The following is a 25,162-nucleotide window of genomic DNA, read 5'->3' as shown; positions in this document are numbered from 1 at the left end:
TTCTGTAAGATAGAGGATAAATTATTTCCATTTGTGATTTTTAAATCGACCCAAAAAAACCATTATTTCTTTTATCCTTTATCAAGGAAGAGAAGAGGTGGGTTATTGAAATATTTATGATGAAAAAAAAATTCTTGTTCGTAATAATAGCAGCTTTTTTAGGAGCAGATTCTGTTCTAGCTTCTGGGTGTGCTGAAGTAGGTAAGAAGGTTGCTGCGCAAGAGAGCGGGGTTCTCGTCCGTTCAAACCCAGTTGTTCAGGATGGAAAGGGCATGTGTGCAATTGTGATTGTTGTACCAGCCCGTAATGGGGAAAAGTTACGTCGTGTTGAGTTTTTTGTTCCTGCTGATTAGTCTTTGGCAGATGGTGTTGTGATGCGTATCTTAATCGTTGAAGATGATCGGAATCTTCATCATCAATTAGCAGAAGCTGTAAGACGTGCAGGATATGTTTCCGATAGTGCTTTCGATGGTGAAGAGGCTTATTTTTTAGGGAGCACAGAGTCTTACGACGCGGTGATACTTGATATAGGTTTACCGTATATTGATGGTATTCGTGTTGTTGAAAAATGGCGTCAAGAAGGGCACACCATGCCTGTTTTAATGCTAACGGCGCGAGACCGTTGGTCTGATAAGGTGCACGGTATTGATGCTGGGGCTGACGATTATGTTGTGAAGCCATTTCATTTGGAGGAAGTGATGGCGCGTTTACGAGCATTAATTCGTCGCGCTACGGGACATGCGACAAGTGCATTATGTTGCGGAAATGTTTTGTTGGATACGAAGACGTCTCGTGTTTTTGTGGATGGTCAGTTGATTAAACTAACATCTTATGAATTCAGACTGCTTTCGTATCTCATGCATCATTGTGACAGGGTCATTTCAAGAACAGAGCTTACTGAACATCTTTATGATCAGGATTTTGATAAGGACTCGAATACGGTGGAAGTCTTTGTAGGTCGGTTACGGAAAAAGCTTGGAGTGGATTTGATTGAAACTATTCGAGGAATGGGGTATCGCGTGAGAACGCTAGGTGATTAATGAATACTTTCGAAGAGAATAATTGGTGTAGGAGGTTCTTTTTTGTAATTACTCGATCTCTCAGTTTACGTGTTATGGTCTTATCAACATTATGGGTTGTTATTTCTCTTTTATCGATTTCTGCAGTAAGTATTTTATTTTATAAACGTTCAACTGAACAAAGCCTAGAGCGTATTCTTTCTGCTCAACTCTACAGTCTTATTGCAACAGTGACGGTGTCATCGGAAGGTACTTTGAGAGGAGGGGCTGGGATTGATGATATTCGTTATTCTGATCCAACAACAGGATGGTATTGGGAAGTTGTTGCGATATCCCATAATTTAAAAGGAAGATTGACATCCCCCTCATTGGGAACAGGCGAGATATTTACACCAAGTGATGTTGATATACCTTTTGACAATAAGTTCTTTCGCTCTTATCGGATAAAGGGGAACAATGGTCAAAAGCTACAAGTGATTGAGAGTGATGTTGTTCTTGATAATGAAAATCATATTGCACGTTTTCGGCTTGTTGGGAATATCGATGAAGCTCATGCCCAGGTAAAGGAATTTAAGCGAACTTTGCAAATTTTTCTTTGGAGTTTTGGTATCGGGAGTGTCCTTATTAATATTGCTATTATTTTCTTTAGTTTTCAACCGTTGAAGCTTATTCGACGCGCATTGAATGATATTCGCGAAGGAAAAGTTCACTATGTGAATACGGATTTAGTAAGCGAAGTAATGCCGCTTGTACAAGAGATGAATGCTCTCATTAATAATAATCAGCGTATTATTGAGCGATTTCGCACACAGGTTGGTAATCTTGCGCATTCATTGAAAACGCCTCTATCCGTGATTATGAATGAGACAGATAAGATGCGCGGAGAAAAGGCTTGTTTGTTGAGAGAGCAAACGCAAATAATGCAAGCTCAAATCAATCATTATCTTCAGCGTGCGCGGATTGCAGCACAATGCGATAGTATTGTCTATCATACGTCTGTTCGCAGTGTGCTTGAACGTTTAGTGCGGGTTATGAAAAAGCTTAATCCTGAAAAACAAATTCAATTTATTATGGATGTTGATGATATTGTTTTTTCTGGAGAGAAGGAAGATTTAGAAGAAATTATAGGGAATTTGATTGAAAATGCTACTCAGTGGTCTCGAGCAAAGGTTTTGATCTCTTGTTGTTTAGAAGAAAATGTTGAAGAAACAGAATATTTTAGTATCTTTGTAGAAGATGATGGCCCTGGTTTAACAGAAGACAAAATGGAGGAAGCATTAAAAAGAGGGCGGCGGTTTAATGAAAGTAAACTAGGGGCAGGTTTAGGGCTAGCAATTGTTTCAGATATGGTCAGTGAATATGGTGGCAAGCTCTTTTTATCACGTTCTGATTTGGGTGGGTTGTATGCAAAAGTTTTATTACCTAAGATGGGAGAATAACATATTTTCGCCTTAAGCAAGAAATGTCTATAAAGTTTGTAAAGCAGTATTTTCAGATAATACATAAAGAGTAGGGAAACATTGTTTTTAGTTCCTTTGTTTAATTGATATATATATAAGAAAAATGGACAATAGATTTTATAATATTTTCCATGAAAAAATGAATTTTTATCAATTCACATCACTCTTCTCATGAAGATGGTAAAATGTAAGCGAGTCATTCTCTGTGCGTATTGGAAAAAAATGATATGCTCTTATTAATTTTTGCAGCATTTTTTCTGACTTTTCTGGCAAGTATTCTTTTTCTTTCACTACGTTTTGACGATGATATAAAGAAAGAATGGAAAGTTCAAACCGTGGATGGCTATAGAAGTCATAAGCATACGATTGAGTTTAACAAGCTTTATATGCATTATAAAAAAAGAAATATTCTTAAGGCTTTAAGTATTTTATTTGTTCTTCTTATGACATGGAATATTTATGGTCTGACAGGCAGTCCAGAAGTGAAAAGTTATTTTTTTAGCGAATTAATGGATAAGGATCCTAAAACTCTTAGTAAGCAAGAAAAGCTTATTCGTTTACAAGTGCTTTTTTTCCGTGCACCTCATGATGGCAAGCTAGCAGATGCGTTAGCGGTAGGGTATCTCGAAGAAAGCCTTTTTCAAGAGGCTGTGAATACTTATTTAGACGCACTTCGTTTGAATGGAGAAACAGCTCCAAGGCTTGTAGGATATGGTTTAGCATTGGTTGGTTATGAAGGGGGAGTGATAACACAAGAAGCACAAAATGCTTTTCAAAAAGCAGCAGATTTAGCGCCAACAGATTTTTATCCACGTTTATTGTTGGCCGATGCATTGCATCAAGCAGGAAAAACTGCGCAGGCAGTGCAATTTTTACAAAGCTTTCTTGATACAATGCCTGAAAATTTTTCAGGACAATCACGTGTGAAAAAAATGATGATTCAGTTACGTGATTTATCGAGTGAGCATACAAAGAAAAGCAATCATCGCCAATTGAGATGATGAAATATAAAGGGAAGTGCTGTTTAGAAAGACAAGAGAAGTAATCTCTTAGAAGTAGGTGTTTGTGAAGAAGATTAAGGAATAGAAATGAAGAATGTAAAGAGCGCGATATAAGTGGTTATAGGTTAAATAAAAATTGGTTGTAAAACTAAAAAAGGAAGAAAGATATTGATAAGTTTGTTAGCAAAGGTGAGGTATTGGATAAAAAGTTGCACCTATGTAGAAGATGTGCAAAGCTCTTAAAAAAAATAAAATATTGATACTTAATTATAACGTATTTAAATTTTTTTCGTAGAGTGTCTATGAAAAGTCAATCTTTAAAGAATTCTTCTTCGTTGAAGGTTATTTTAGAGCAGCGAAAAAAAAGGCGCTTGCTGATCATATTATTATGTTGTTTGGTTATGACAATTGCAGCAAGTCTTATAGTATATGCAATGCGTCATGCGGTCAGTTTTTTTAGAATGCCCTCTGAAATTACAAGAGAAGATATTTTAACAGGGCGCCCTTTGCGTTTGGGTGGTTTTGTTGAAAAGGAAACTGTTCAATATGTTGGAGAGAGAGGCATTATTTTTTTTGTAACGGATAATAAAAAACATGAAAAAGTGGTTTTCAACGGTGCCTTACCGGATCTTTTTCGGGAAGGTCAGGGGGTGATTGTAGAAGGGCATTTCGATAAACAGGGTTTTTTTATAGGGACACGTATTTTAGCAAAACATGATGAAACTTATATGCCTAAAGAAACAGCTGATCGTTTGAAAAAACATTACGGTATGGAGAAATAATTCGATTGTGCTTGTCGAACTGGGTCATATTTTTTTAGCTGCAGCATTTTCAGTAAGCTTATTAGGGGCGTTCTTACCTGCTTTAGGTGTTTGGTGGAGAGAGCGTTTGTTAATGCAAACAGCTGTTCCTCTAGCATATATCACTTTTACATTACTGCTTTTATCTTTTTTAGTGATAATTTATGCTTATGTCGTATCTGATTTTTCTGTTTTGAACGTTGTTGAAAATTCTCATTCAGAAAAACCGATGCTCTATAAAATTACAGGTGTTTGGAGCAACCACGAAGGCTCTATGTTGTTATGGGTTTTAAGTCTTGCTTTTTTTAGTGCATTGATGGCCTTTTTTAGCCAACATTTTCCAGAAGATTTTAAGACGCTTGTTTTAATTTGCCAAAGTTGGATTACAAGTGCTTTTCTTTTATTTATTCTTTTTGTATCCAACCCATTTTTACGTGTGAATCCACCAGCATTACAGGGAAATGGTCTCAATCCTCTTTTACAAGATATCGCATTAGCAATTCATCCACCGCTACTTTATTTAGGTTATGTCGGTTTTTCACTTTGTTTTTCTTTTGCCGTTGCGGCATTGATTATGGGACATGTTGATAGAATTTGGGCGCGTGGGATTCGTCCATGGCTTTTACTTTCTTGGTGTTTTTTGACATTGGGTATTATGGTTGGCTCCTATTGGGCTTATTATGAGCTAGGATGGGGGGGCTATTGGTTTTGGGATCCTGTTGAAAATGTTTCGTTTATGCCTTGGCTTTCAGGAACGGCTCTTTTACATTCTGCTCTTGTTCTCGAAAAACGAGAAATATTGAAAAGTTGGACTTTGTTTTTAGCGCTGCTTACTTTTTCCCTTTCTCTGATGGGAACTTTTCTTGTGCGTTCGGGGCTTTTAGTTTCTGTTCATAGTTTTGCTGTTGATCCAGCACGGGGGCAAGCAATTCTTGCGCTTTTATTTTTTTTTACGGGAGCGGCTTTTCTTCTTTTTGCTTTGCGCACTCCTATTTTAAAAACAGGAATTTTTTTTCAACCAATTTCACGTGAAGGGTTTATTGTTTTAAATAACTTGTTACTTACAACAATAACAGCAACAGTATTGATTGGTACGCTTTATCCTTATTTTATTGAGATATTAACAGGACAAAAAATTTCTGTAGGGGCTGCTTTTTTTAACCTTACCTGTGGACCGCTAATGGTTTTGTTGTTGTTGTTTGTTCCGTTTGGGACAATGATGGCATGGAAACGCGGTGATTTTCTTGCAGTTTTTGAACGGTTATGGTTTGTTTTTGTATTGGTTGGTATCGTCTGTTTTATAATATTTTATGCGACATCTTTGCGTGATATTTTTGCAGTTTTAGGGATTGGGCTTTCAGCATTTGTTTTTTTAGGCAGTTTAGCGGATCTATGGGGAAAGAGTGGATATGGCAAGAGAGCTTTTTCAGTACGCGTTAAGAGATTTCTTGGATTGCCATGGTCTACTTTTGGTGCAGCAATAGCACATATGGGATTAGGTGTTACATTATTTGGTATTGTTTGTGTGGCAAGTTTTGGGCAAGAACGTATTTTAATCATGAACGTAGGGGATAGGGTGACGATAGCGGATAAAACGCTTCATTTTGATGCAGTGTATGATGGTGTTGGTTCGAATTATTCGGCAATGGAGTTTTATTTTAAAATATATGAAAATAAAAACATTGTGGGTCATGTAACAGCCTCAAAGCGATTTTATTCAAGCCAAAATACATCAACAACAGAAGTTGGTCTTCAAAATTATGGCTTATCGCAGCTATATATTGTACCAGGACATACCGATAATCGGGGTCTTGTTGTACACATATGGTGGAAGCCTTATGTAATATGTATTTGGTTAGGGGCATTCATGATGGCTATAGGCGGATGTCTTTCTCTTCTGGGATATTGGTTTCGCATTGGCATGTACAATAGGGTACTGCTTGCTTTAAATTTTTGGAAAAAACATTGAGATGAAAAAAAATCTTTGGATTTTATTTTTTTTAATTGCAACATTTCCTTTTCGATTAGCAATAGCAGTAGAGCCGGATGAGATTTTAAAGGATAAGGTTCTTGAAGCGAGAGCACGCCATATTTCATCACATTTACGTTGTCCGGTTTGTCAAAATCAATCAATTGATGATTCAGATGCTGCTCTAGCACGTGATTTACGGCTTTTAATTCGGGAAAGGCTAAAAATGGGCTATAGTAATCAGCAAGTCACTGACTTTCTTGTTGAACGATATGGTGAATTTATTCTCTTGAAACCACCATTGAATAAAATAACTTGGTTTTTATGGTTTTCGCCTTTGATTATTATCATCATTGGCGCAAATATCATATTTTTTCACTTAAAACGGAATAATCATGAGAAAATAATGAGTTATCTGAATGAAAAAGAACAGTCAAAAATGCCATTGCATTAAAAAAGATATTACATAAAAGAAAAAATCGGCTCATCTGCAATGAGCATACAATCTTATTATAATTATATTAGGGTATACTGAAACCTTACAAAACTTTAATAATTTAGACAGAAAACGGTAAGGTCTAGTATTTTATAAGTGATCGCAATTGGAATAAAGGTATGATTGAATAGGAGCATAGAGTAAATGGTTAAAAAGGCTTTCTTTAAAACGTTTGTCGCAGTGAGTTTTTCTGCGATATTGGAAAGTGCACTGTTTTTTAGTGGATGTACATCAAGCTTGTTGATGACAAAGGCTCATGCAAGTTCTGTATTTACTTCGTTAATGCAACAACAGGGATTTGCCGATATTGTTGCTCAAGTGAAACCAGCAGTTGTAGCAGTACAAGTAAAGAGCAATAAAAAGAAAGAAGATAGGTTCTTTAGCAACTTTTTTAGTGGTCCAGGGTTTGATCAATTACCAGACCAGCATCCTTTGAAAAGATTTTTTAAAGAGTTTTATGATTTTGATAAACCTAAAAATAAATTTCCTCACCAATCACGGAGACTCCGTCCTATTGCTTTTGGATCGGGTTTTTTTATTTCGTCTGATGGTTACATTGTAACCAATGATCATGTGATTTCTGACGGAACAAGTTATACTGTTGTTCTTGATGATGGTACAGAATTGAACGCAAAGCTTATTGGGAAAGATCCCAAAACCGACCTTGCCGTATTAAAAGTAAGTGATAAAAGAAAATTTTCCTATGTTGATTTTGGTGATGATTCAAAGCTTCGTGTTGGGGATTGGGTTGTTGCCATTGGGAATCCATTTGGCCTTGGTGGAACTGTGACAGCAGGTATTGTTTCTGCACGTGGACGTGATATTGGCACTGGTGTGTATGATGATTTTATTCAGATTGATGCTGCTGTTAATAGAGGAAACTCTGGTGGTCCAACGTTTGATCTTAATGGAAAGGTTGTTGGGGTTAATACAGCAATTTTTACTCCTTCTGGAGGAAATGTTGGGATTGCTTTTGCTATTCCGGCAGCGACTGTAAAACAGGTTGTACAACAACTTATTGAAAAAGGTTCAGTTCAACGTGGTTGGTTAGGTGTTCAGATTCAGCCGGTAACAAAGGAGATTTCCGATTCAATAGGTTTGAAAGAAGCCAAAGGTGCTTTGGTCACTGATCCGTTAAAAGGACCGGCAGAAAAGGCTGGTATTAAAGCGGGTGATGTAATTATTTCAGTGAATAATGAAAAGGTTGCTGATGCACGTGATTTGGCGAAACGTATTGCAAATATTAAACCAGGAGAAACGGTAACCATAGGGATTTGGAGATCAGGTAAGGAGGAAAGTATCAAGGTTAAACTCGCTTCAATGTCTGAAGATGAAAGTAAGAAGGAGGCTTCAAAACATTCAAATGAACGGGGTGATTTAGATGAAACATTAGAAGATTATGGTCTGATTGTTATACCTTCTGATGATGGTATAGGGGTTGTCGTAACGGATGTCGATACCGATTCAGATGCTGCAGATAAAGGGATACGCCCTGGTGATACCATTGTGACAGTAAATAATAAACCGGTTAAAAAAGTCTCTGATATTGTTAGCACAATCAAAAATGCTCAGCAGTTAGGACGAAAGGCTATACTCTTACAAGTGCGAACAAATGATCAAAATCGTTTTGTTGCTCTTCCAATTTTGAAAAAATAAGGCTTTAGTTGTAGGACAAATGTTTATTAAATGTTTGTCCTACAACATAATAAAATAATGGAGATACGTTTTATGAAGATACTCGTTATTGAAGATGATCATGAGACGGGGCATTATCTCGAAAAGGCTTTTTTAGAAGTAGGGCATTCTGTTGATGTTGCTTATGATGGGGATACGGGGTACGCTTTAGCGACCACGGAAAATTATGACGTTATGGTTGTTGACCGAATGCTTTTGCATCGTGATGGTCTTTCTATTATTGCTGAATTGCGCGCTAAAGGCAATGAAACACCGGTTCTTATCCTGTCGGCTTTAGGGCAAGTTAATGATCGTGTAACGGGATTGCGTGCAGGGGGAGATGATTATTTGACAAAGCCTTATGCTTTTTCTGAACTTCTTGCGCGTGTTGAAGTTTTACAACGGCGGAAAAATCCTAAAGAAGCAGAAACTGTGTATTGTGTAGGTAATCTTGAACTTGATCGGTTAGCACATACGGTAAAGCGGGGTGATCGAAACATCCTATTGCAACCACGAGAGTTTCGTTTACTCGAATATTTGATGCGCTATGCGGGGCAGGTTGTTACACGCACTATGCTTTTGGAAAATGTTTGGGATTACCACTTTGATCCACAAACGAATGTCATTGATGTCCATATCTCCCGTTTGAGAGCCAAAATTGAAAAAGATTTTGATGTTCCCCTTCTCCATACTGTGCGTGGAGCTGGATATATGCTGAAAGCACCAGATAACAAAGCATGAATCGTTTGATTAATATAATGCGCACGACGGCGCTAAGGCTTTCAGCACTTTATATTTTATTGTTTGGATTGGTGGCAACAGGGCTTTCTATTTATATGACGGCATTTTCTGCTTCATTGTTAACAGAGCAAACTGAACAGGCTTTACATGAAGAATTAAAGTATATTGAAAATGCTTATAATTATGGGGGATTATCCTTATTAATGCGCACTATTGATTATCGTTCAAGACAACCAGGAGCATTTCTTTATCTTGTCACGGATTCTATGGGGCGTATTTTAGCAGGAAATGTAGCACGTATTGAATTAGGTCTTTTGAATCAGAGTGGTTTTATTTCTACCTCTTTTTTGTATTCCCGTTTTGGAGAACATGGCAAAACAAGTGAACATCGCGCTTTGGCGGTTATTGTTGATTTACCTAATGCTATGAAGATTCTTATAGGACGCGATTTGGATGAGCCAGAACGTTTTGCAGTGGTTATTCGTAAAGCTGTGATCATTGCACTTGCTGCAATGGTTGGAGGCGCTTTACTTATATGGTTTTTTGTTGGAAGGAGAGCTTTACAAAGGATTGATCATGTAACGGCTGCATCACAACGCCTGATGGATGGTGATTTTAGTGGGCGTTTACCTGTTTCTGGAGTAGGGGATGAGTTTGATCGATTGTCAACTAATCTTAATGTTATGTTAGACCGCATTGAAGAGTTAAATATTGGTTTACGTCAAGTATCAGATAATATTGCTCATGATCTGAAAACGCCGTTAACGCGTCTTAGAAATCGCGCTGAAGAGGCGCTTTCAGGAAATAAGACAAAGCTTGAATATCGTCAGGTCCTTGATAGGGTTATTGCAGAATCAGATCAACTTATTTGTACGTTCAATGCGATTTTAATGATTTCACGTATTGAGGCCAGCAGTGCAATTGAGCATCTTGAAATGATGAACATGAAACTGATCCTTGAAGATGCTGTTGAGATTTACGAACCTTTTGCTGAAGAGTCAGGTGTTTTACTTCGGTTGGGGAATATATTTGATAAAGAGCTTAAGTTGAATCGTGAGCTTGTTGCACAATCAATTTTTAACCTTATAGATAATGCTATTAAATATGCGTCTAAAGGTGAAAGGAAAGCGGAGGTTTGCTTATCAATGGAATATCGTGATGAACATTTATTAGTTGTTGTGAGCGATAATGGACCAGGAATAGCAGAGGATAAACTTGAAAAAGTGACAGAACGATTTGTTCGTCTTGAAGAAAGCCGCACACAACCTGGGTTTGGGATTGGTTTAAGCATAGCAAAAGCAGTTATGAAGCTTCACGGGGGTGAATTGTTACTTGAAAATGCAAATCCAGGGCTTAGGGCTGTTTTGTTATTTCCTTAAAAATATTTTTCTTCACTTTTCTCTTTTCATACGTAACAACTATTTTAAAAGTATAAAGCAATAGAAAGGAAGGCAAAATGCTTTTCAAGGGAGCGCAGACGAAACAAGCTTTTTTAAAAACACAGCTTCTCCCTTTACGCCCTCTCGATAAAAGTGGTTCCCAATGGTTAAAAGACATGGAAGAACAAGCAAGGAAAGAAGGTTTAGAATCGCTTGTTTCCCTTATTTCAGAGAGTGGAACGCAGATTGATTTTATCAGTTCAGTTATGACCTTATCTCCTTTTTTGCGTGAGGTTTTAATTGCCAATCCATCATATCTTAGTGCTTTATTGAATGTTGATATAGAAACAAGGCTGAGCGAAATTATAGATGATATTACGGCTATTGATAAGGATGAAACTATAAATGAAACTTCATTGATGGCTGCTTTAAGGCGCAAAAAACGAGAAGCGCATGTTCTCATTGCTTTAGCTGATTTGAGTGGTGTTTTTACTTACGAAGTTTCATGTGCTTGGTTGACACGTTTGGGTGAAGCTGCATTAAGTGTAGCGCTGCGTTTTCTATTAAGAGAAGCGCATGATCATGGTAAGATCAATTTATTAAGCCGTGAGAATCCAGAAAAAGACTGTGGTTTAATTATTTTAGGGATGGGAAAATTAGGAGCAGGGGAACTTAATTATTCTTCTGATATTGATCTTATTGTTTTCATTGATGAAACATCACCTCATATTGGTAATCTTTCTGAAAGTGTTGACGTATTTTCTAAAATGGTACGCCGATTAATCCGTATCATTCAAGAACGCACTGCGGAAGGATATGTTTTTCGTCTTGATTTTCGGCTTCGTCCAGATCCAGGATCAACTCCTTTGGCCTTACCAGTAAGGACTGCCTTGCGGTATTACGAAGGGCGTGGGCAAAATTGGGAACGAGCAGCCATGATTAAAGCACGTCCAGTTGCTGGCGATAAGAGGGCAGGTTTTAACTTTCTTAAAGAGCTTTTTCCCTATGTGTGGCGGAAATATTTAGATTACGCTGCTATTGCTGATATTCATTCGATCAAACGTCAAATTCATGCGCATAAAAATTACGGTCAAATTGCAGCTTATGGGCATAATATAAAGTTAGGTCGTGGCGGTATTCGTGAGATTGAGTTTTTTGTTCAGACACAACAGCTCATTGCCGGTGGGCGTTTTCCTCAATTACGTGGACGTCAGACAGTGGCAATGTTAGCAGAACTTCACACGCTTGGTTGGATCAGTGAGAAAACAAGAAATAGCCTTATAAAAAGTTATGCTTTTCTTCGAAATGTGGAACATCGTATTCAGATGCTTTGCGATGAACAAACACACCTTCTTCCAAATGATATTGCTCAATTCACGAGTGTTGCCTATTTAATGGGTTATCAGGACAGTAGCAGTTTTATCCGTGATTTATTAAAAACACTGCAGGTTGTTGAAAAACATTATGCAGCACTGTTTGAGAATGAGCAAGAACTTGGTTTAGAAATTGGTAATTTAGTTTTTACAGGTGAAGAAGATGATCCGGAGACATTAATAACGTTAAGCCGTTTAGGCTTTGAAAGAGCAAGTGATATTTGTCGTATTATGCGTACTCTCCATTGTGGTCGTTATAAAGCAACGCAATCAGCCGAAGCACGCGAGAGATTAACGGAATTAACACCAGCTCTTTTGAAAGCTTTTGGTGGGACAAAACGAGCTGATGAGGCGATGTTGCGTTTTGATAGTTTTTTACAGGGCTTACCTTCAGGAATTCAGCTTTTTAGTCTTTTACAGTCTAATCCCTCTCTTTTGGATATGCTTGTCCTTATTATGGGTGCTGCTCCACGTCTTGCAGAAATTATTACACGCAGATCCCATGTTTTTGATGGAATGTTAGATCCGAATATTCTTTCAGAATTACCAACAAAAGCGTATTTAGAAAAACGGCTTGAATATTTTCTGGAAAATATTCTTTCTTATGAGGAAATTCTCGACCATTTAAGAATTTTTGCAGATGAACAACGTTTTTTAATTGGTATTCGAATTTTGAATGGTGCAATTACAGGAGAAAGAGCGGGTTTTGCTTTTACTGCGCTTGCTGATCTTATGATTACAAAAACATTTGCTGCCGTTCAAGAGGAATTTTCTCGTCTTCATGGTAGTATTAAAGGGGGGCGTGTTGGCATATTGGGTATGGGGAAGCTTGGAAGTCGCGAATTAACAGCAGATTCCGATGTTGACCTCGTTTTGCTTTATGAACACGATGATGATGCAGAAATATCTGATGGAGAAAAGCCTCTTTATATCTCTCAATATTATACGCGTTTAGCACAGCGCCTCATTTCTGCTTTATCCACTCTTACAAGCCAAGGTGTTCTTTATGTCGTTGATTTAAGGTTACGGCCGTTAGGCAATAAAGGACCTGTTGCTGTTTCTTTTCCATTTTTTAAAAAGTATTATCGCCAAGAAGCATGGATATGGGAATATCTTGCTTTAACAAGGGCTCGAGGCATTGCAGGAGATCCTGATTTTTTACAAAAGCTAGAAAATGAAGTGTGTGCAATTATTGCTATTTCTCGTGATAAGAAGGAAGTTGCAAAAGAAGTATGTGAAATGCGTTCCTTGATTGCAAAAGAAAAGCCGCCAAAAAATCAATGGGATTTAAAAACGATGTCTGGTGGTATTATGGATTTGGAGTTTATTGCTCAATTTTCTCTTATTACGCATGTCATTGAGTTTCAAATTGGAGCAACAACAGCTGATATTTTAGATCACTTACCAAACAGTTTTCTTAATCAGTCATGTATTGCTGATTTACATTATGCCTATCATCTTTATACAAATTTGAGTCAAATTATACGGCTTTGCTTAAATGATTCTCTTGATCCCAATGATATGCCACCTGGATTAAGTGACCTTTTGTTAAATAGTGTTGGGGAACCTGATTTGCTTCGTGTTGAAAAATTAATTGCAGAAACTGGGCAATTGGTCTGTTCAGTTTTTACAAAAATCCTGAAACATTAAAATAATTCTATAAGAATAATAAAAATTATTAATTCGATTTTTATATATTAATTTTTGTCTTTTATTTCATTAAACGCTTGAGAGGGTTAGAGTGAAGTTCTCTACTTGTTTCTCAAGTGTGATGAAAAAAATTCTCTGTTAAATGTGCTATTCTAGGTGTCATTCTTTATACAAAAAGCGATGAGTGATGAGTTTAGTGAATGATATTCTTTATGAATCTTATCTCCTGTATATGATAAAAGCATATGGGTCATTTATTAAGCAGCGGTATATCAGATACATTTATGAATTAAGGGATATTCAACACAAGAATATATGCAAGAGTGTTTTTATCGTACATATTTATATAAAAACTTATAGAGATTATGTCTCATTACACTAATAATACCAAAATATTAAAATCAATATGATAAAAATCTTTATTGATTACATATCTCATTTTTTCAAAAAATTTACATTATAATTATTTGTATAATTGTGGATAATCATGATTAATATGAAGATATAAAAGCTAATATGTAATAATTAATGGAAATATAAAGCATATTTAATTTTTTTTATAATATTATTTATTAAAACTACTTTTATTTTTTTATAACTGTGTCATTTTTGCTATAGATTTTAAAAAAAAACTGTGAAACTATTTACTATTATTTATGTATCACATTAGCTTTTAAAGGAGCAATTATGATTACTAAGTATTTAGTCTCAACATCTATCTTTTCTTTAATTTCAATTTCTGTAGTACAGGCGGCGGATATCGTTACTCCTGAACAGCCTGTTCCTGTTATTGCAGCTCCTGCTTTTTCTTGGACAGGATTTTATCTTGGAGGACAGATTGGTAGCTTTTCAGGTAAAACAACTGCAAGTTATTTAAAAGATGAGACGGGGATATGGAATCCAATTGGAAAGGAGGATTTACCTAAACTTTCTGGTTTTATAGGGGGAGTTTATGCAGGTTCCAATATTGATATCGATAATGGTTTTATTATAGGTATTGATACGGATATTATGTGGTCTGATAAAAAGAGTACAAAAGATATTAATCGACCAAAAAAAAGTCAAACTGAAGAAGATTCTTCAGAAGAAACAAATCTAACAAGAGATTCTCATGAGGAGGATTCGACAATACCTATTGAAGCTGTACGCCATACTTTAAAACAAAAATGGGCTGGTGCTACGCGGGTGAAAGTTGGTTTTGCGATTGAGCGTGTGATGCCTTATGTTTCTGGAGGGATTGCTTATACGCAGCTTCAGAATATTTTTGGGTTAGTTGCTGACAGCAACAACAGAGCAGTTAATTTTTCTGATTGGTTGCATGATGAAAAAAAGACCATGATTGGTTATACCCTCGGAGGTGGTGTTGATTTTGCAATGACTGATAATGTTATTGTGCGTGCAGAATACCGTTATTCAGATTTTGGTAAAAAGAAGTTCGTGCATGATAAATTTGAAATGGGCTACAAAACAAACGATTTCCGCGTGGGTGTAGCTTATAAATTTTAATTTTTTGCAGAATTAAAAATTCAAAAGTCTCATTTTCGAATGAGGCTTTTATTGTTTAGATATGTTCTGGAAAAAATCCTTCACTCAAAAGAGCTACTATTTTATTCGAACAATAATTTGATTTGTAAATATAATTTACTTTTTTCATGTTAAGTGGGAGCCTCAAGTATCATAAGATTTGCTCATTTTAAACCTATACCATGTTGAACCAATCAAAAGCATGTTTTTTGTACGTCAAAGAAGGGAGAGCTGTGAGATAAAAAACATTAAAGAAAGAATAAAAATGCCTCTTATGAACCATCTCAAGTGCCAAAGGCTGTCGCTAGATTGGGGGAGAAGTGTGAGGTTTGATACTAGTTTGTTTTTTCATAAATGTAAAGATGGTGCTACTAAATGGACTTATCATTACATCATTCATAGGTGCCGTGGGGAAATGGATTTGGGTGCTTGAAAGGATGGTTTTTTAACAAACCATGAATTGGCAACTTAATGGCGTTTTGTTTTATTTGAAATACCTTTCATACAATTGACTTTTCTGTTTTTCGTTATCGTAAAATATTTTATTTAATAACAAAAAAATCGCAAAAAAAATTCTAAAGTACGTAAAATTACATCCTCAATATAACTCAATAATAATGAAAATTCGTATTATAATTTTTATTATTACTAGATATTTTATGTGATGTTATAAATAATAATTTATAGTAATAAAATAATTATAAAGAGTATTATAAAGTAATTTATAGGAAAAATAGATAGCAAATTAGAAATTTATCGAGGCATAAAAAACATTCTTACCTATGCCTGTTATCGAAATAGAATCTATTATTTTTTATAAATCTTGTAAATGTACAATAATAAATGTCGAGTGAAATAGGAGGGAATAATTTCAAATCTATTTACGATAAATCAATCAGCATCGTTTGTTTGTGAATTACAAGTAGGTTGGGTTATTGAAATTATATATTTTAGTTACTATTGTGATTTTTTAGTCATTGATTTTCAGGTATAGAAGCTGAATGAACTTCTCTATTATTCTATAAAATACCATCACTGTAGTGATATAAGGATTTTACGCATTAGATGCTTTTGGAGGAGTGTATGATAAAATTCAAGGCATGATTTGTGTGTAGAGCTTTGTGAAGTAAATTACATGCACAATTAGCAGGTGGAATCCGTGCGACAAGAATCTGGATTATTTATAGATCAGGTGTGGTAGAAATTTTCGTCCTTTAGGACGGGAAGGAAGTAGACCAATGAGTTTGTAAAGCCAGTTATATAAGAGGGGTAGCAGATGGAATTCTCTGAGAGAAATTGATTTATCGACAGAGAAAGTGAAACTTTGTCTTTTAAGGAGAAAAAGGGAAATAAAAATTATGATTTCCAAAGGGATATGAAATAAAAATATTTTCGTTTTTGGTTGTTTTGGCAACTATGAAGGTGTTTAAAGATTAATTGTTTCAGTACATGCAATCTCGTTTTGGGGGTTGATAATGCTATAACGTTGCAATTGGCAGTGCCATTGATTTTGTAAGCGTTCAATGGAAAATAAATTAAAGCCTGCGGGTGGTTTTTTATCACCAAAAGCTTGTGATGCGGAAGGAACACCAACAATAGGAATTTTTTTAATTGGTCCTTCAATGTAATTCAATGTGGGTAAATGAGTATGTCCGTGAAGAATAAGTTCGCAACCGTGATATTTGATAACGTCTAGAAAACGTTTTATATCTCGTAGTTTTTTATGCCAAGATGTTGCCTTGGGAAAGGGGGGATGGTGAATCATGACGACACGAAAAAGGTTACGCTGTGCTGCTTCCTTTAAAAAGAGCGGTAAAGTTTGCGCTTGCATTTTACCAAAATAACCAGAAGCTTGAAAAGGTGGTGTCGCGATGGCTGAAGAAGTTGCTATGATGGCGACATTTTTGCGAATGCGCATATAAGGAAAAAGAAAGGCGCTTTTTTGAGGGACGTCACCTGTGATCCAAGGTTTAAAAAGAGTACATGCTTTTTGGAAAGCACCGCGGACATAGGCGTCATGATTTCCAAATGTCAAGGAAATATCTTGAGGTTGTCCTAAGTTAAGTAGCCAACGATGTGCTTGTTCAAATTCCTTATCTAGAGCAAGATTAACAAGATCACCAGAGATCACAAGATGATCAGGTTTTTTTTTGTTTAAGGCATCTATTAAAGTTTCTAGGACATTTGTTACCATTTGACTCTTACGTTTTCTTTGCCAATTCAGATAACCGGTAAGACGCTTCCCAGAAAGTTCAAAAAGGGAAGGTTGCGGGAGAGGGGAAAGATGTACATCCGATATATGGGCAAGATAAAACATAAAAGCTCGTAGAGTATTAAAAATGATTTAGAGAATAAGCATAAGATAAGTTGATACTTAAAGGCAAGAAGGATTGTAAAATGAAAAATAGCTTGTTGAAAATATGAGAAAATTCTTTGAAGAATTAACGCTGTATTGTATTTTTTATGAAAAGAACAACATAATACAACATATCATTCTTGGCAGCCGATATGTTTTTTCTATGATGGGATAGACTTTAAAATGATGGTCATAAAGTTTTAAGACTTTTAAACAGCTTTCATACGACCACACATTATCATAAAAAATCTAATTATTCAGTATAAAATGCAAAAGAACGTATTGTGTTTATGAGGAGTTTTTACGGTTTTGCGCTGCCATGTATTGCTTTTAATGGGAGATTTTTTCACGCAAAACAGAACGATTCAAGAGGAATATCCCAAATAAAGTATCATTGTGTTGTACATTCATATATTTGTTTTGAAGAAATATTTTCCAGTGCGCTTGATCCCATTTCACGAAAGTTCTCAATGCTATGAAAAGCCTCGTTTATAAGGCTTATTATGCGCCACCATTTTACATTTATACAAGGTGCAAAGTAAAACCATCATACTATTCCCTCCAAATTTTGTGAAAATCCTTGCTTTAAGAGGATTCATAAGAGGTACTTTACTCTTTTCTTCAAAGGTGTTTATTCATACAGATCTCTTTTAATGATGTGCAAGCGAGTGATTTTAATTAATTTAATATAGAAAGTATTACAAAAAAGAAAAATCCTACAGAGAATAATAACTCAATATGACAATAATGATAAATTATCATTATAGATCAATGTTTTTATCTAATTGTAAAAGACAAGAAAATACACAAAAAAATAAGCTGAATTTTAAGACTATTATATGAAATTTCAGATTTTTCAACGGCTTTCACGATACCACATGCTGCTCAACAGTAAAAGGCAAGCAAGCAGCGCCAAGAAACCAGAAAATATCGAAAAATAAAAGGTATTAATTAAACGGGTTTCTGTCGCTTCTTTCAGAACAATTGAATGTGCTGGAGAAGAAGACGGGTTTATTTTTGATTGAATCAGCTTGAATGGAGGAAGATGAATGTTTTCTTTTCCCTCAGGATGTAACCGTCCGATATAACCACCGGTGTGTTTAATAATGGGGGCTAGTTTTTCTTGTGTTGAAATTAAGTCAAACAATTCAAGATTATCGAGCATCCCTACAGAAGAAAGTATTGTTAAATCGCCATTTTTAATGGTAAAAATTCCTGTTTCATCAGTGGTCCCAGTTGCGCTGAAGAGACCTTCTTGCTCTTTGGTGAGAGTGATATGTTCTTTTTTTCCAGAGGGAAAGGTTATTTCAGCGGGTTCTGGATGATCTTTTAGAGTTTGGCGGCGAATTGTTAAATGATGATGGTTGCTGGTTGCACTTAATTTTTCTTCCTCAAGCTCTGGTTCTTTCATGAGCCAATGGGCAATACGACGATAAAGAGCTGCATAAGGACCGCCGCCTTCGAAACCTCGTGCCCAAAGCCAACTTTCATCGGAGAGCAACATGCCTACACGTCCTTTATCAACATGCGCGAGAAGTAAAAGTGGTTGTTCATCGGCTCCTTTCATGAGAGCGATTCCGTTATTTATGTTTTGAATAGCAATTTGTCGCAACCATTGCCCCCATTGAGAAGCTGGAAGGTTAAGTGTTGCAAGGCCCCTTGTGACAGGATGGCGCTCACCTTCTTTGGTTAATGTGGGGCGAAAAGGCTTTTCAATAATAGTTCCATTGGGCAATGCAGGTAGAATGCTGATTAAAGGTGTTTTCGCAAGTGAGTTGTTTTTTGTAAATTCAGGTCCTGTTACCATCAGCAATGCCCCCCCCTTTTGTACATATTGGGCGATATAATCATAATAGATTAAGGGTAGAGCAGCAGAGTGCTGGTAGCCATCAAGGATGATGAGATCAAAGTTATTAATCTCTTCAACAAAGAGTTTTCTTGTCGGAAAGACCACCAAGGATAATTGGCTTAAGGGCGTATTATCTGCTTTGGTGGGAGGACGTAAAATAGTAAAGTGAACAAGATCAATATTGGAGTCACCTTTCAAAAGGTCTCGCCATGTCCGTTCTCCATTATAAGGAGCACCTGAAATAAGAAGAACGCGTAAATTTTCTCTGATTCCTTCAATGATTGTTATGGCGCGGTTGTTTTCAAAGCTTAGTTCACCTTTGTGTGGATCGGTTATCACTTGGATAATATTTTTTTCAGCATGAGGAAGGGTAATTTCAGTTTGAAAAATCACGCCAGGAGTTACAGAATAATGGCCAATGTCTTGTCCATTGACGCTTAGTGTAATATTTGCTTTCTGTGGTATTGTTTTTTTGGTGGGGCCTTTATCTTCTACCAAAATGGAGAGCGTTTGTGGTTTGTTGACAAGGGCAAAGCGTGGAGGAGAAATAAACTTGATTTGGCGATCAAATTCATCTGAGTGTCCTGTAATCAGAGCATTGAGAGGTGCTTTATGATGAAGGTCTGATAGGTCAGGGATGTCATGTACTTGTCCATCGGTGATAAAAATGGTTCCTGCATAACGAGAGGGCGGCACATCAGATACTGCTTGTGTTAAAGCATCAAACAAATTCGTTGAGGGCGCATACTGATTATCAGCAAGTTTTCCAGCTTCAATAAAGCGTGGTTCAAATTGTGGATAATGCGCCAATGCTTGCGTTAATTGCGCGCGCGCTTCATCACTGTCGTTTGTACGTGTTCCAAATGTTTGGCTTTTGCTGCGGTCAATGACAATACCTACTGTGCTTTTCAGTGGTTCGCGCTGTTCTTTTATGATCATTGGATTGAGCAAAGCAAGGATGAGGGCGCTTAATGCCATCAGACGAAATAAAGAACCTTGACGTTGCGTAACAAGACCAACAACGACAAAAAGCATCGATATTCCACTTAAGAACAGAATCCAAATGAGTGGTAAAAAAGGCTGAAAAGTGAAAAATGATATCATTGCCTTCTTTCTCTTTTAAAGCGTTCCAAGAGTGCTGGAACATGAACTTGGTCCGCTTTATAGTTTCCTGTAAGAACATAAAGGACAATATTTAAACCTGCACGAAATGCCCATAGACGTTGCATTGGATCATTGGGAACAAGGGGATATTTCCATGTCCCTTTTTCATCGAGTGCCCAAGCACCGGCAAAGTTATTGGCGGTGATGAGAAGAGAACTTACATTATCACCGCTAGCAAGAGAATTTTTATTTTTTTTGTTTGTTGATGAGGATTCAATCCATAAAGGTGAACCACGGTAGAGACCAGGAAAATCTGGCATAATATAAAAAGAACGTGCAACAACATGATCCGTTGATGCTGGCTCAATGGATGGAATATTTAACTCTTTTAAGATATCTCGTAATCGTTGCGTTTCTGGAGTGGCATCTCCTTCAAGATTAAGATTACTCTTTATCTGATCGCGTGTATCAAATAAAATTGTTCCCCCATGTTTCATAAAGTTATTTATTTTTTCAAGACTTTTTGGGGTAGGTATAGGACTCTTAACATCAATTGGCCAGTAAATAAGAGGATAAAAAGAGAGTTCATCTTTATCGAGATCAAGTGCTGTAACAGAGCCTGGGGTAAGCATTGTGCGCTCTGCGATAAATTGACTTAACGCTTCTAGACCACGTTTACTCGTTGTATCAATTTCATGATTATTGGTTATAACATAGGCAAGATGTGTTGCACCAGCAGCTTGTACACTATCATGATGATTTTCTTTCGTTTGTGCATGAAGAGTTGGATCATATGAAAACAAGGCAATAAGACTTATAAAAGGGAGGAGAAACATATTACGCCGTTTCATGAAAGAAAAAATATCTCCCATCCATAAAATGAGAAAATTGTCAAAGGCGAATAATAAGATGGCTAATCCTAAAAGTGGACCGATAAGATTTTTTTCTTTTGTATCGTAAGATAAAGGGCTTTTATTAAGAGAAGTTGGCAATGATGATTGTTTCATCAAGTGCGACGAATGAGTTAAGAGATTGAGTGCATAAAAATCGCTTTTGACACCATAAAGTCCTGGGGGAGTATTATAGGAAGGATGGGGTGGATTTTGAGAGTCAAAGACCAGTGGAACAACATGAGAGGGCGGTACTTGTAATTGTCCGTCAGCGGTTATGGTTCGCCACGGGTTTTGTACCATTGTTCTTTTTTCTCTGTGTGTTAGGTTTGTGTTTTCGTTAGACCCTAATGTGATTAGTTTTTGCAACATTTGTGCAAAAAAGCCAGAAAGAGGAAGATTAGACCATGTGGGGTCAGGAGCAACATGAATGAGAATGAGGGTTCCTTTACCACGTTTTGCTGCGGTAATAAGAGGGGTTCCATCCGAAAGGCTAAGCCACGTTTTTTCAAAAAGATCTGGGGTTGGTTCTGCGAGGATTTGGCGCGAGACAGTGACATCTTCTGGGAAAGGAAGATCAAAGAAAAAGCTATTTTTTGCAAAAGGGGCAAGCTTTTGTGGTTTCGTCCAAGACATAATACTTCCAAGGAAACGTTGCCCCTGACGTAGCGGTATCGGAAGGAGACTATCATAATGTTCTGCACTACTGAGTTTTTCTCCTGCAAAGCGGATGAGTGTTCCCCCTTTATTCACAAAATCAGAAAGTTTTTTTTCTGCTTTTTCAGGCATGTTAACCATGTCGCTCATAATGAAAACAGATGGATTTTGTTTAAGCAAATAATCAATATCCGTTGAAAGCTCTCTTCCACCGGCGGTTATAAGCTGTGTATATTCCTGTAATGCTTTGATAATGTAATAAAATGGAGAAAGTAAAGGCTGTGCCATTTCATTGGTATCGGGTGATAGAAGAGCAACACGGCTTATCTTGTTATGGCTGTCTACCAAGAAGGTTGCAGCAGCATGGTTTTGATTATTCATTTTTATCCAAGCGATATCATTGCGTAGTTCAAGTGGTACATCAAAAGGAACAAGAGCTGTTGTTTCTCCTTCAGAGAAATTTTTCGTAAATTGACCGAGAAGTTGATTGTTTGAATCGTAGAGGTTGAGTGTAGCGGAAGTTTTGCCGTGTGTTGTTGAGCGGATAATACGCGCGACCATGCTTCCATCGTTATTTTCTACGGATGTTATGCCGATTAAATCGGAAATATCAGCCAAATACCATAAGAGTTTTTCAGGTTTTAATTCTTCAAGCAAAGCAAAAGCCTGCTCATCTTCATTTGTTTGTAATCCATCACTTAAATAAGCAACATCAAGAGGTTTTCCTTTGGTTATTTTTCTGAGTTTTTTCAGTGCGTGCACACGGTTGACAGGCCAAGGACGCGGTTGCAAATGCATTAAATGCTGTTTTATAATCTTGGCGGGTTGCGGCTCTATATTGGAGATATCATTTTCAGCCGTTGCAATAAGATAAATATTTTTTTGCTGTTTTTCTGCCTGAGCAAGGAGCATTTCAGCGATAGAGATGCGCTTTTTCCATTCTTTTACAGAAGCCCAACCATTATCAATAATGAGTGCAAGGGGTTGAGATCCGGAAAAGCTGATTGGTTTTTGATTCCACGTGGGGCGCGCTAACGCTATGATAACAAGTGCTGCTATGGTTAAACGCAACAAGAGCAACCACCAAGGTGTATGTTTTGCTGTTTCCTGATGATGAGTTGGTTTGGGTAAGAAGCGTAACGGAGGAAAAAGCTCTTTACGCGGAGATGGAGGAGTTACCCGCAACAGCCACCAAATAACCGGTAGGAACAAAAGCCCTAGTAACAGAAAGGGAGCAGCAAAACTCAAAGGGCCCTCCTTTTTTGCAATGGAAAGTCGCCCATTGTATTTGCAAGATGAAAAATGGTCTCTGTTAAAGGTTGATCCGTTGTACTAACGTGATAAGACCATCCTTGACGTGCACAAAAATTTGCCAACTCTTGTCGCCTTGCGTGATATATTTTACAATAGCTCTTACGAAGATCTTCTGCTTTTGTGGAAACATGTTTCTCTTTCGTTTCAGGATCAAAAAATTCTGTGTGACCTGCGTAGGGAAAGCTTTCTTCTGCGGGATCAGAAATTTCAATTAAATGAGCTGTCACCTGTTTTGTAGTTAAAACGGTTAAATGTTGGATGATTTTTTCAGGATAGTCGAGAAAATCACTCATTATAACGACATGTGAAAAGCGTGTAATCGTTGAAAAATCCGGAAATGAATTTTCATCTGAATGATTTTCTAAAGCAAAGGCTATTCGCTCTACGACATTGGATGTCATTGTGGGGGACATTAAGTTTGGAATAGCAATATGTTCGCCACTGCGAGCAAGAAGTGATGCTAGGGTAAGGGTAAGAATAATGGCATGATTACCTTTAGAGATTTTAGAAAAGCGCGAACAGTAATGCATTGATGCGCTTTGATCAGGACAGAGCCAAACGGTTTGTGTCATTTGCCATTCGTGTTCGCGGAGATATGTATTTTCATCACGCGCTGAGCGACGCCAATCAATGCGGGTAATGGATTCTCCTTCAACATAGGGACGAAATTGCCAAAAGTTTTCCCCATTACCGCGTTTGCGTTGTCCATGCCATCCGGTTATCAGTGTATTAGCGATATGACGTGCTTGTAAAAGGAAATATGGCATTTTGCCAGTATCCTTATGCAGTTCATTTGCCAGCGACAATGGAGGCTTTTGTAAAACTTTTTTGCCAATAGCCATTCAAAGAACATCTTTCACAAGGTTATTGATAATATCTTTTACAGTTACATCTTCAGCACGGGCAGAAAAATTAAGAGCCATGCGGTGTTGTAATACGGGATAGGCCAATGCTTCAACATCATCAAGTGAGGGGGCTAATCGTCCATAATAAAGAGCACGGGCGCGAACACAAAGTGAAAGGGCTTGTGATGCCCGTGGACCAGGTCCCCAAGAAACATAAGTATTAGCAAGGCTATTGTCTTTATGAGGGCGAGTTGAGCGGACAATTTTTAAAATAGCTTCGATCACATTTTCTGAAAGAGGCATTTTGCGAACGATATTTTGAATTTTTTGCAATTTTTTGGCGGACAAAATTGGTTTTGCATTTGATTTCTTTTCTTTTGTTGTTTCTAAAATGATCCGTCGCTCTGTTGTGAGGTCAGGATAGTCAATATCGATTTGCATCAAAAAGCGATCCAGTTGTGCTTCAGGAAGTGGATAGGTCCCTTCTTGTTCGAGAGGATTTTGCGTTGCAAGAACATGAAAAGGTTTTGGCAAATCATAACGGTTACCTGCAACAGTAACATGATATTCTTGCATAGCTTGTAAAAGGGCTGACTGTGTCCGTGGAGAAGCACGATTGATTTCATCGGCCATGAGAAGTTGCGTGAAAATAGGACCTTGAATGTATCGAAAAGAACGTTTACCGTCTTTATCGGAATCCATAATTTCAGAACCAATAATATCCGATGGCATTAAGTCAGGAGTAAATTGGATGCGTTTTTCATCAAGTCCTAAGACTGTTCCCAATGTTTCAACAAGACGTGTTTTTGCAAGTCCTGGAGCACCGACAAGAAGGGCGTGACCACCAGCAAAAATAGCGATTAAAGCATATTCGATTACCTGACTTTGCCCAAAAATAACTTTGTCAATTTCTTGTTGTAAAATATCCAATTCTTTGTGTGCCGTATCAATATCATCAATAATGACTTGAGCATCATGATTGATATTGACCTTTTTTACAGAATTGGATGATGGATCATGTTGACTCATATTTCTTCCTTAAGGCGTTTGTCGCAAAAATG

The 25,162-nt window shown here is 37.1% G+C and carries 17 protein-coding genes; 12 read left to right on the top strand and 5 right to left on the bottom strand.

Annotated features, from left to right (window positions below; all coding sequences use genetic code 11):
- Nucleotides 1-116: 116 nt before the first annotated feature.
- From ACFIJ8_RS00865 to ACFIJ8_RS00810, 12 genes are all read left to right on the top strand, one after another.
- A complete protein-coding gene (locus ACFIJ8_RS00865) occupies nt 117-353 on the top strand; it encodes a hypothetical protein (RefSeq protein WP_375628179.1) in 237 nt (78 codons plus the stop codon).
- 21 nt (nt 354-374) lie between these two features.
- Nucleotides 375-1,040 carry a response regulator transcription factor gene (locus tag ACFIJ8_RS00860; RefSeq protein ID WP_273788399.1) on the top strand — a complete coding sequence of 222 codons (666 nt, stop codon included), beginning with the start codon at nt 375-377 and terminating at the stop codon, nt 1,038-1,040.
- Complete coding sequence (locus ACFIJ8_RS00855; RefSeq protein ID WP_375625099.1) at nt 1,040-2,458, top strand: ATP-binding protein; 1,419 nt, start codon at nt 1,040-1,042, stop codon at nt 2,456-2,458. The genes ACFIJ8_RS00860 and ACFIJ8_RS00855 overlap by 1 nt, the downstream gene beginning before the upstream one ends.
- A gap of 248 nt (nt 2,459-2,706) precedes the next feature.
- Nucleotides 2,707-3,480, top strand: a complete 774-nt coding sequence (locus tag ACFIJ8_RS00850) for a tetratricopeptide repeat protein (protein ID WP_273788397.1) — start codon at nt 2,707-2,709, stop codon at nt 3,478-3,480.
- Between the two features lie 302 nt (nt 3,481-3,782).
- On the top strand, nt 3,783-4,262 hold the full coding sequence (ccmE, locus tag ACFIJ8_RS00845) for a cytochrome c maturation protein CcmE (RefSeq protein WP_375638660.1): 480 nt from the start codon (nt 3,783-3,785) through the stop codon (nt 4,260-4,262).
- 7 nt (nt 4,263-4,269) lie between these two features.
- Entirely contained in the window at nt 4,270-6,249 is a 1,980-nt protein-coding gene (locus ACFIJ8_RS00840; protein ID WP_273788395.1) for a heme lyase CcmF/NrfE family subunit, read from the top strand.
- Nucleotide 6,250: 1 nt separating this feature from the next.
- Nucleotides 6,251-6,703: a cytochrome c-type biogenesis protein gene (locus ACFIJ8_RS00835; RefSeq protein WP_273788394.1), complete on the top strand. Its 453-nt coding sequence runs from the start codon at nt 6,251-6,253 to the stop codon at nt 6,701-6,703.
- Nucleotides 6,704-6,889: 186 nt separating this feature from the next.
- On the top strand, nt 6,890-8,401 hold the full coding sequence (locus ACFIJ8_RS00830) for a Do family serine endopeptidase (RefSeq protein WP_273788393.1): 1,512 nt from the start codon (nt 6,890-6,892) through the stop codon (nt 8,399-8,401).
- 72 nt (nt 8,402-8,473) lie between these two features.
- Nucleotides 8,474-9,160: a response regulator transcription factor gene (locus ACFIJ8_RS00825; protein ID WP_012754868.1), complete on the top strand. Its 687-nt coding sequence runs from the start codon at nt 8,474-8,476 to the stop codon at nt 9,158-9,160.
- Complete coding sequence (locus ACFIJ8_RS00820) at nt 9,157-10,539, top strand: HAMP domain-containing sensor histidine kinase (protein ID WP_012754869.1); 1,383 nt, start codon at nt 9,157-9,159, stop codon at nt 10,537-10,539. Before ACFIJ8_RS00825 ends, ACFIJ8_RS00820 begins: the two co-directional genes overlap by 4 nt.
- A 77-nt stretch (nt 10,540-10,616) precedes the next feature.
- Complete coding sequence (locus ACFIJ8_RS00815) at nt 10,617-13,562, top strand: bifunctional [glutamine synthetase] adenylyltransferase/[glutamine synthetase]-adenylyl-L-tyrosine phosphorylase (protein WP_375638656.1); 2,946 nt, start codon at nt 10,617-10,619, stop codon at nt 13,560-13,562.
- Between the two features lie 687 nt (nt 13,563-14,249).
- Nucleotides 14,250-15,068 (top strand): outer membrane protein, encoded by an 819-nt coding sequence (locus ACFIJ8_RS00810; protein ID WP_273788391.1) that lies wholly within the window; start codon nt 14,250-14,252, stop codon nt 15,066-15,068.
- Between the two features lie 1,444 nt (nt 15,069-16,512).
- On the opposite strand, the gene ACFIJ8_RS00805 is transcribed toward ACFIJ8_RS00810, so the two are convergent.
- The 5 genes from ACFIJ8_RS00805 to ACFIJ8_RS00785 all read right to left on the bottom strand — a co-directional run bounded on the left by ACFIJ8_RS00805 (nt 16,513) and on the right by ACFIJ8_RS00785 (nt 25,130).
- On the bottom strand, nt 16,513-17,403 hold the full coding sequence (locus ACFIJ8_RS00805) for a metallophosphoesterase (protein ID WP_012754872.1): 891 nt from the start codon (nt 17,401-17,403) through the stop codon (nt 16,513-16,515).
- A gap of 895 nt (nt 17,404-18,298) precedes the next feature.
- Nucleotides 18,299-20,395 (bottom strand): glutamine amidotransferase, encoded by a 2,097-nt coding sequence (locus tag ACFIJ8_RS00800; protein WP_375638653.1) that lies wholly within the window; start codon nt 20,393-20,395, stop codon nt 18,299-18,301.
- A complete protein-coding gene (locus ACFIJ8_RS00795) occupies nt 20,392-23,190 on the bottom strand; it encodes a DUF4159 domain-containing protein (RefSeq protein WP_375638651.1) in 2,799 nt (932 codons plus the stop codon). Before ACFIJ8_RS00795 ends, ACFIJ8_RS00800 begins: the two co-directional genes overlap by 4 nt.
- On the bottom strand, nt 23,187-24,098 hold the full coding sequence (locus tag ACFIJ8_RS00790) for a DUF58 domain-containing protein (RefSeq protein ID WP_375638649.1): 912 nt from the start codon (nt 24,096-24,098) through the stop codon (nt 23,187-23,189). The genes ACFIJ8_RS00795 and ACFIJ8_RS00790 overlap by 4 nt, the downstream gene beginning before the upstream one ends.
- Nucleotides 24,099-25,130 (bottom strand): AAA family ATPase, encoded by a 1,032-nt coding sequence (locus ACFIJ8_RS00785; protein WP_375638647.1) that lies wholly within the window; start codon nt 25,128-25,130, stop codon nt 24,099-24,101.
- Nucleotides 25,131-25,162 lie beyond the last annotated feature (32 nt).

It is taken from the genome of Bartonella sp. MF74HXZ, assembly GCF_042194445.1.
Classification (GTDB): domain Bacteria; phylum Pseudomonadota; class Alphaproteobacteria; order Rhizobiales; family Rhizobiaceae; genus Bartonella; species Bartonella grahamii.
This window is presented reverse-complemented; position numbering and strand designations above follow the sequence as displayed.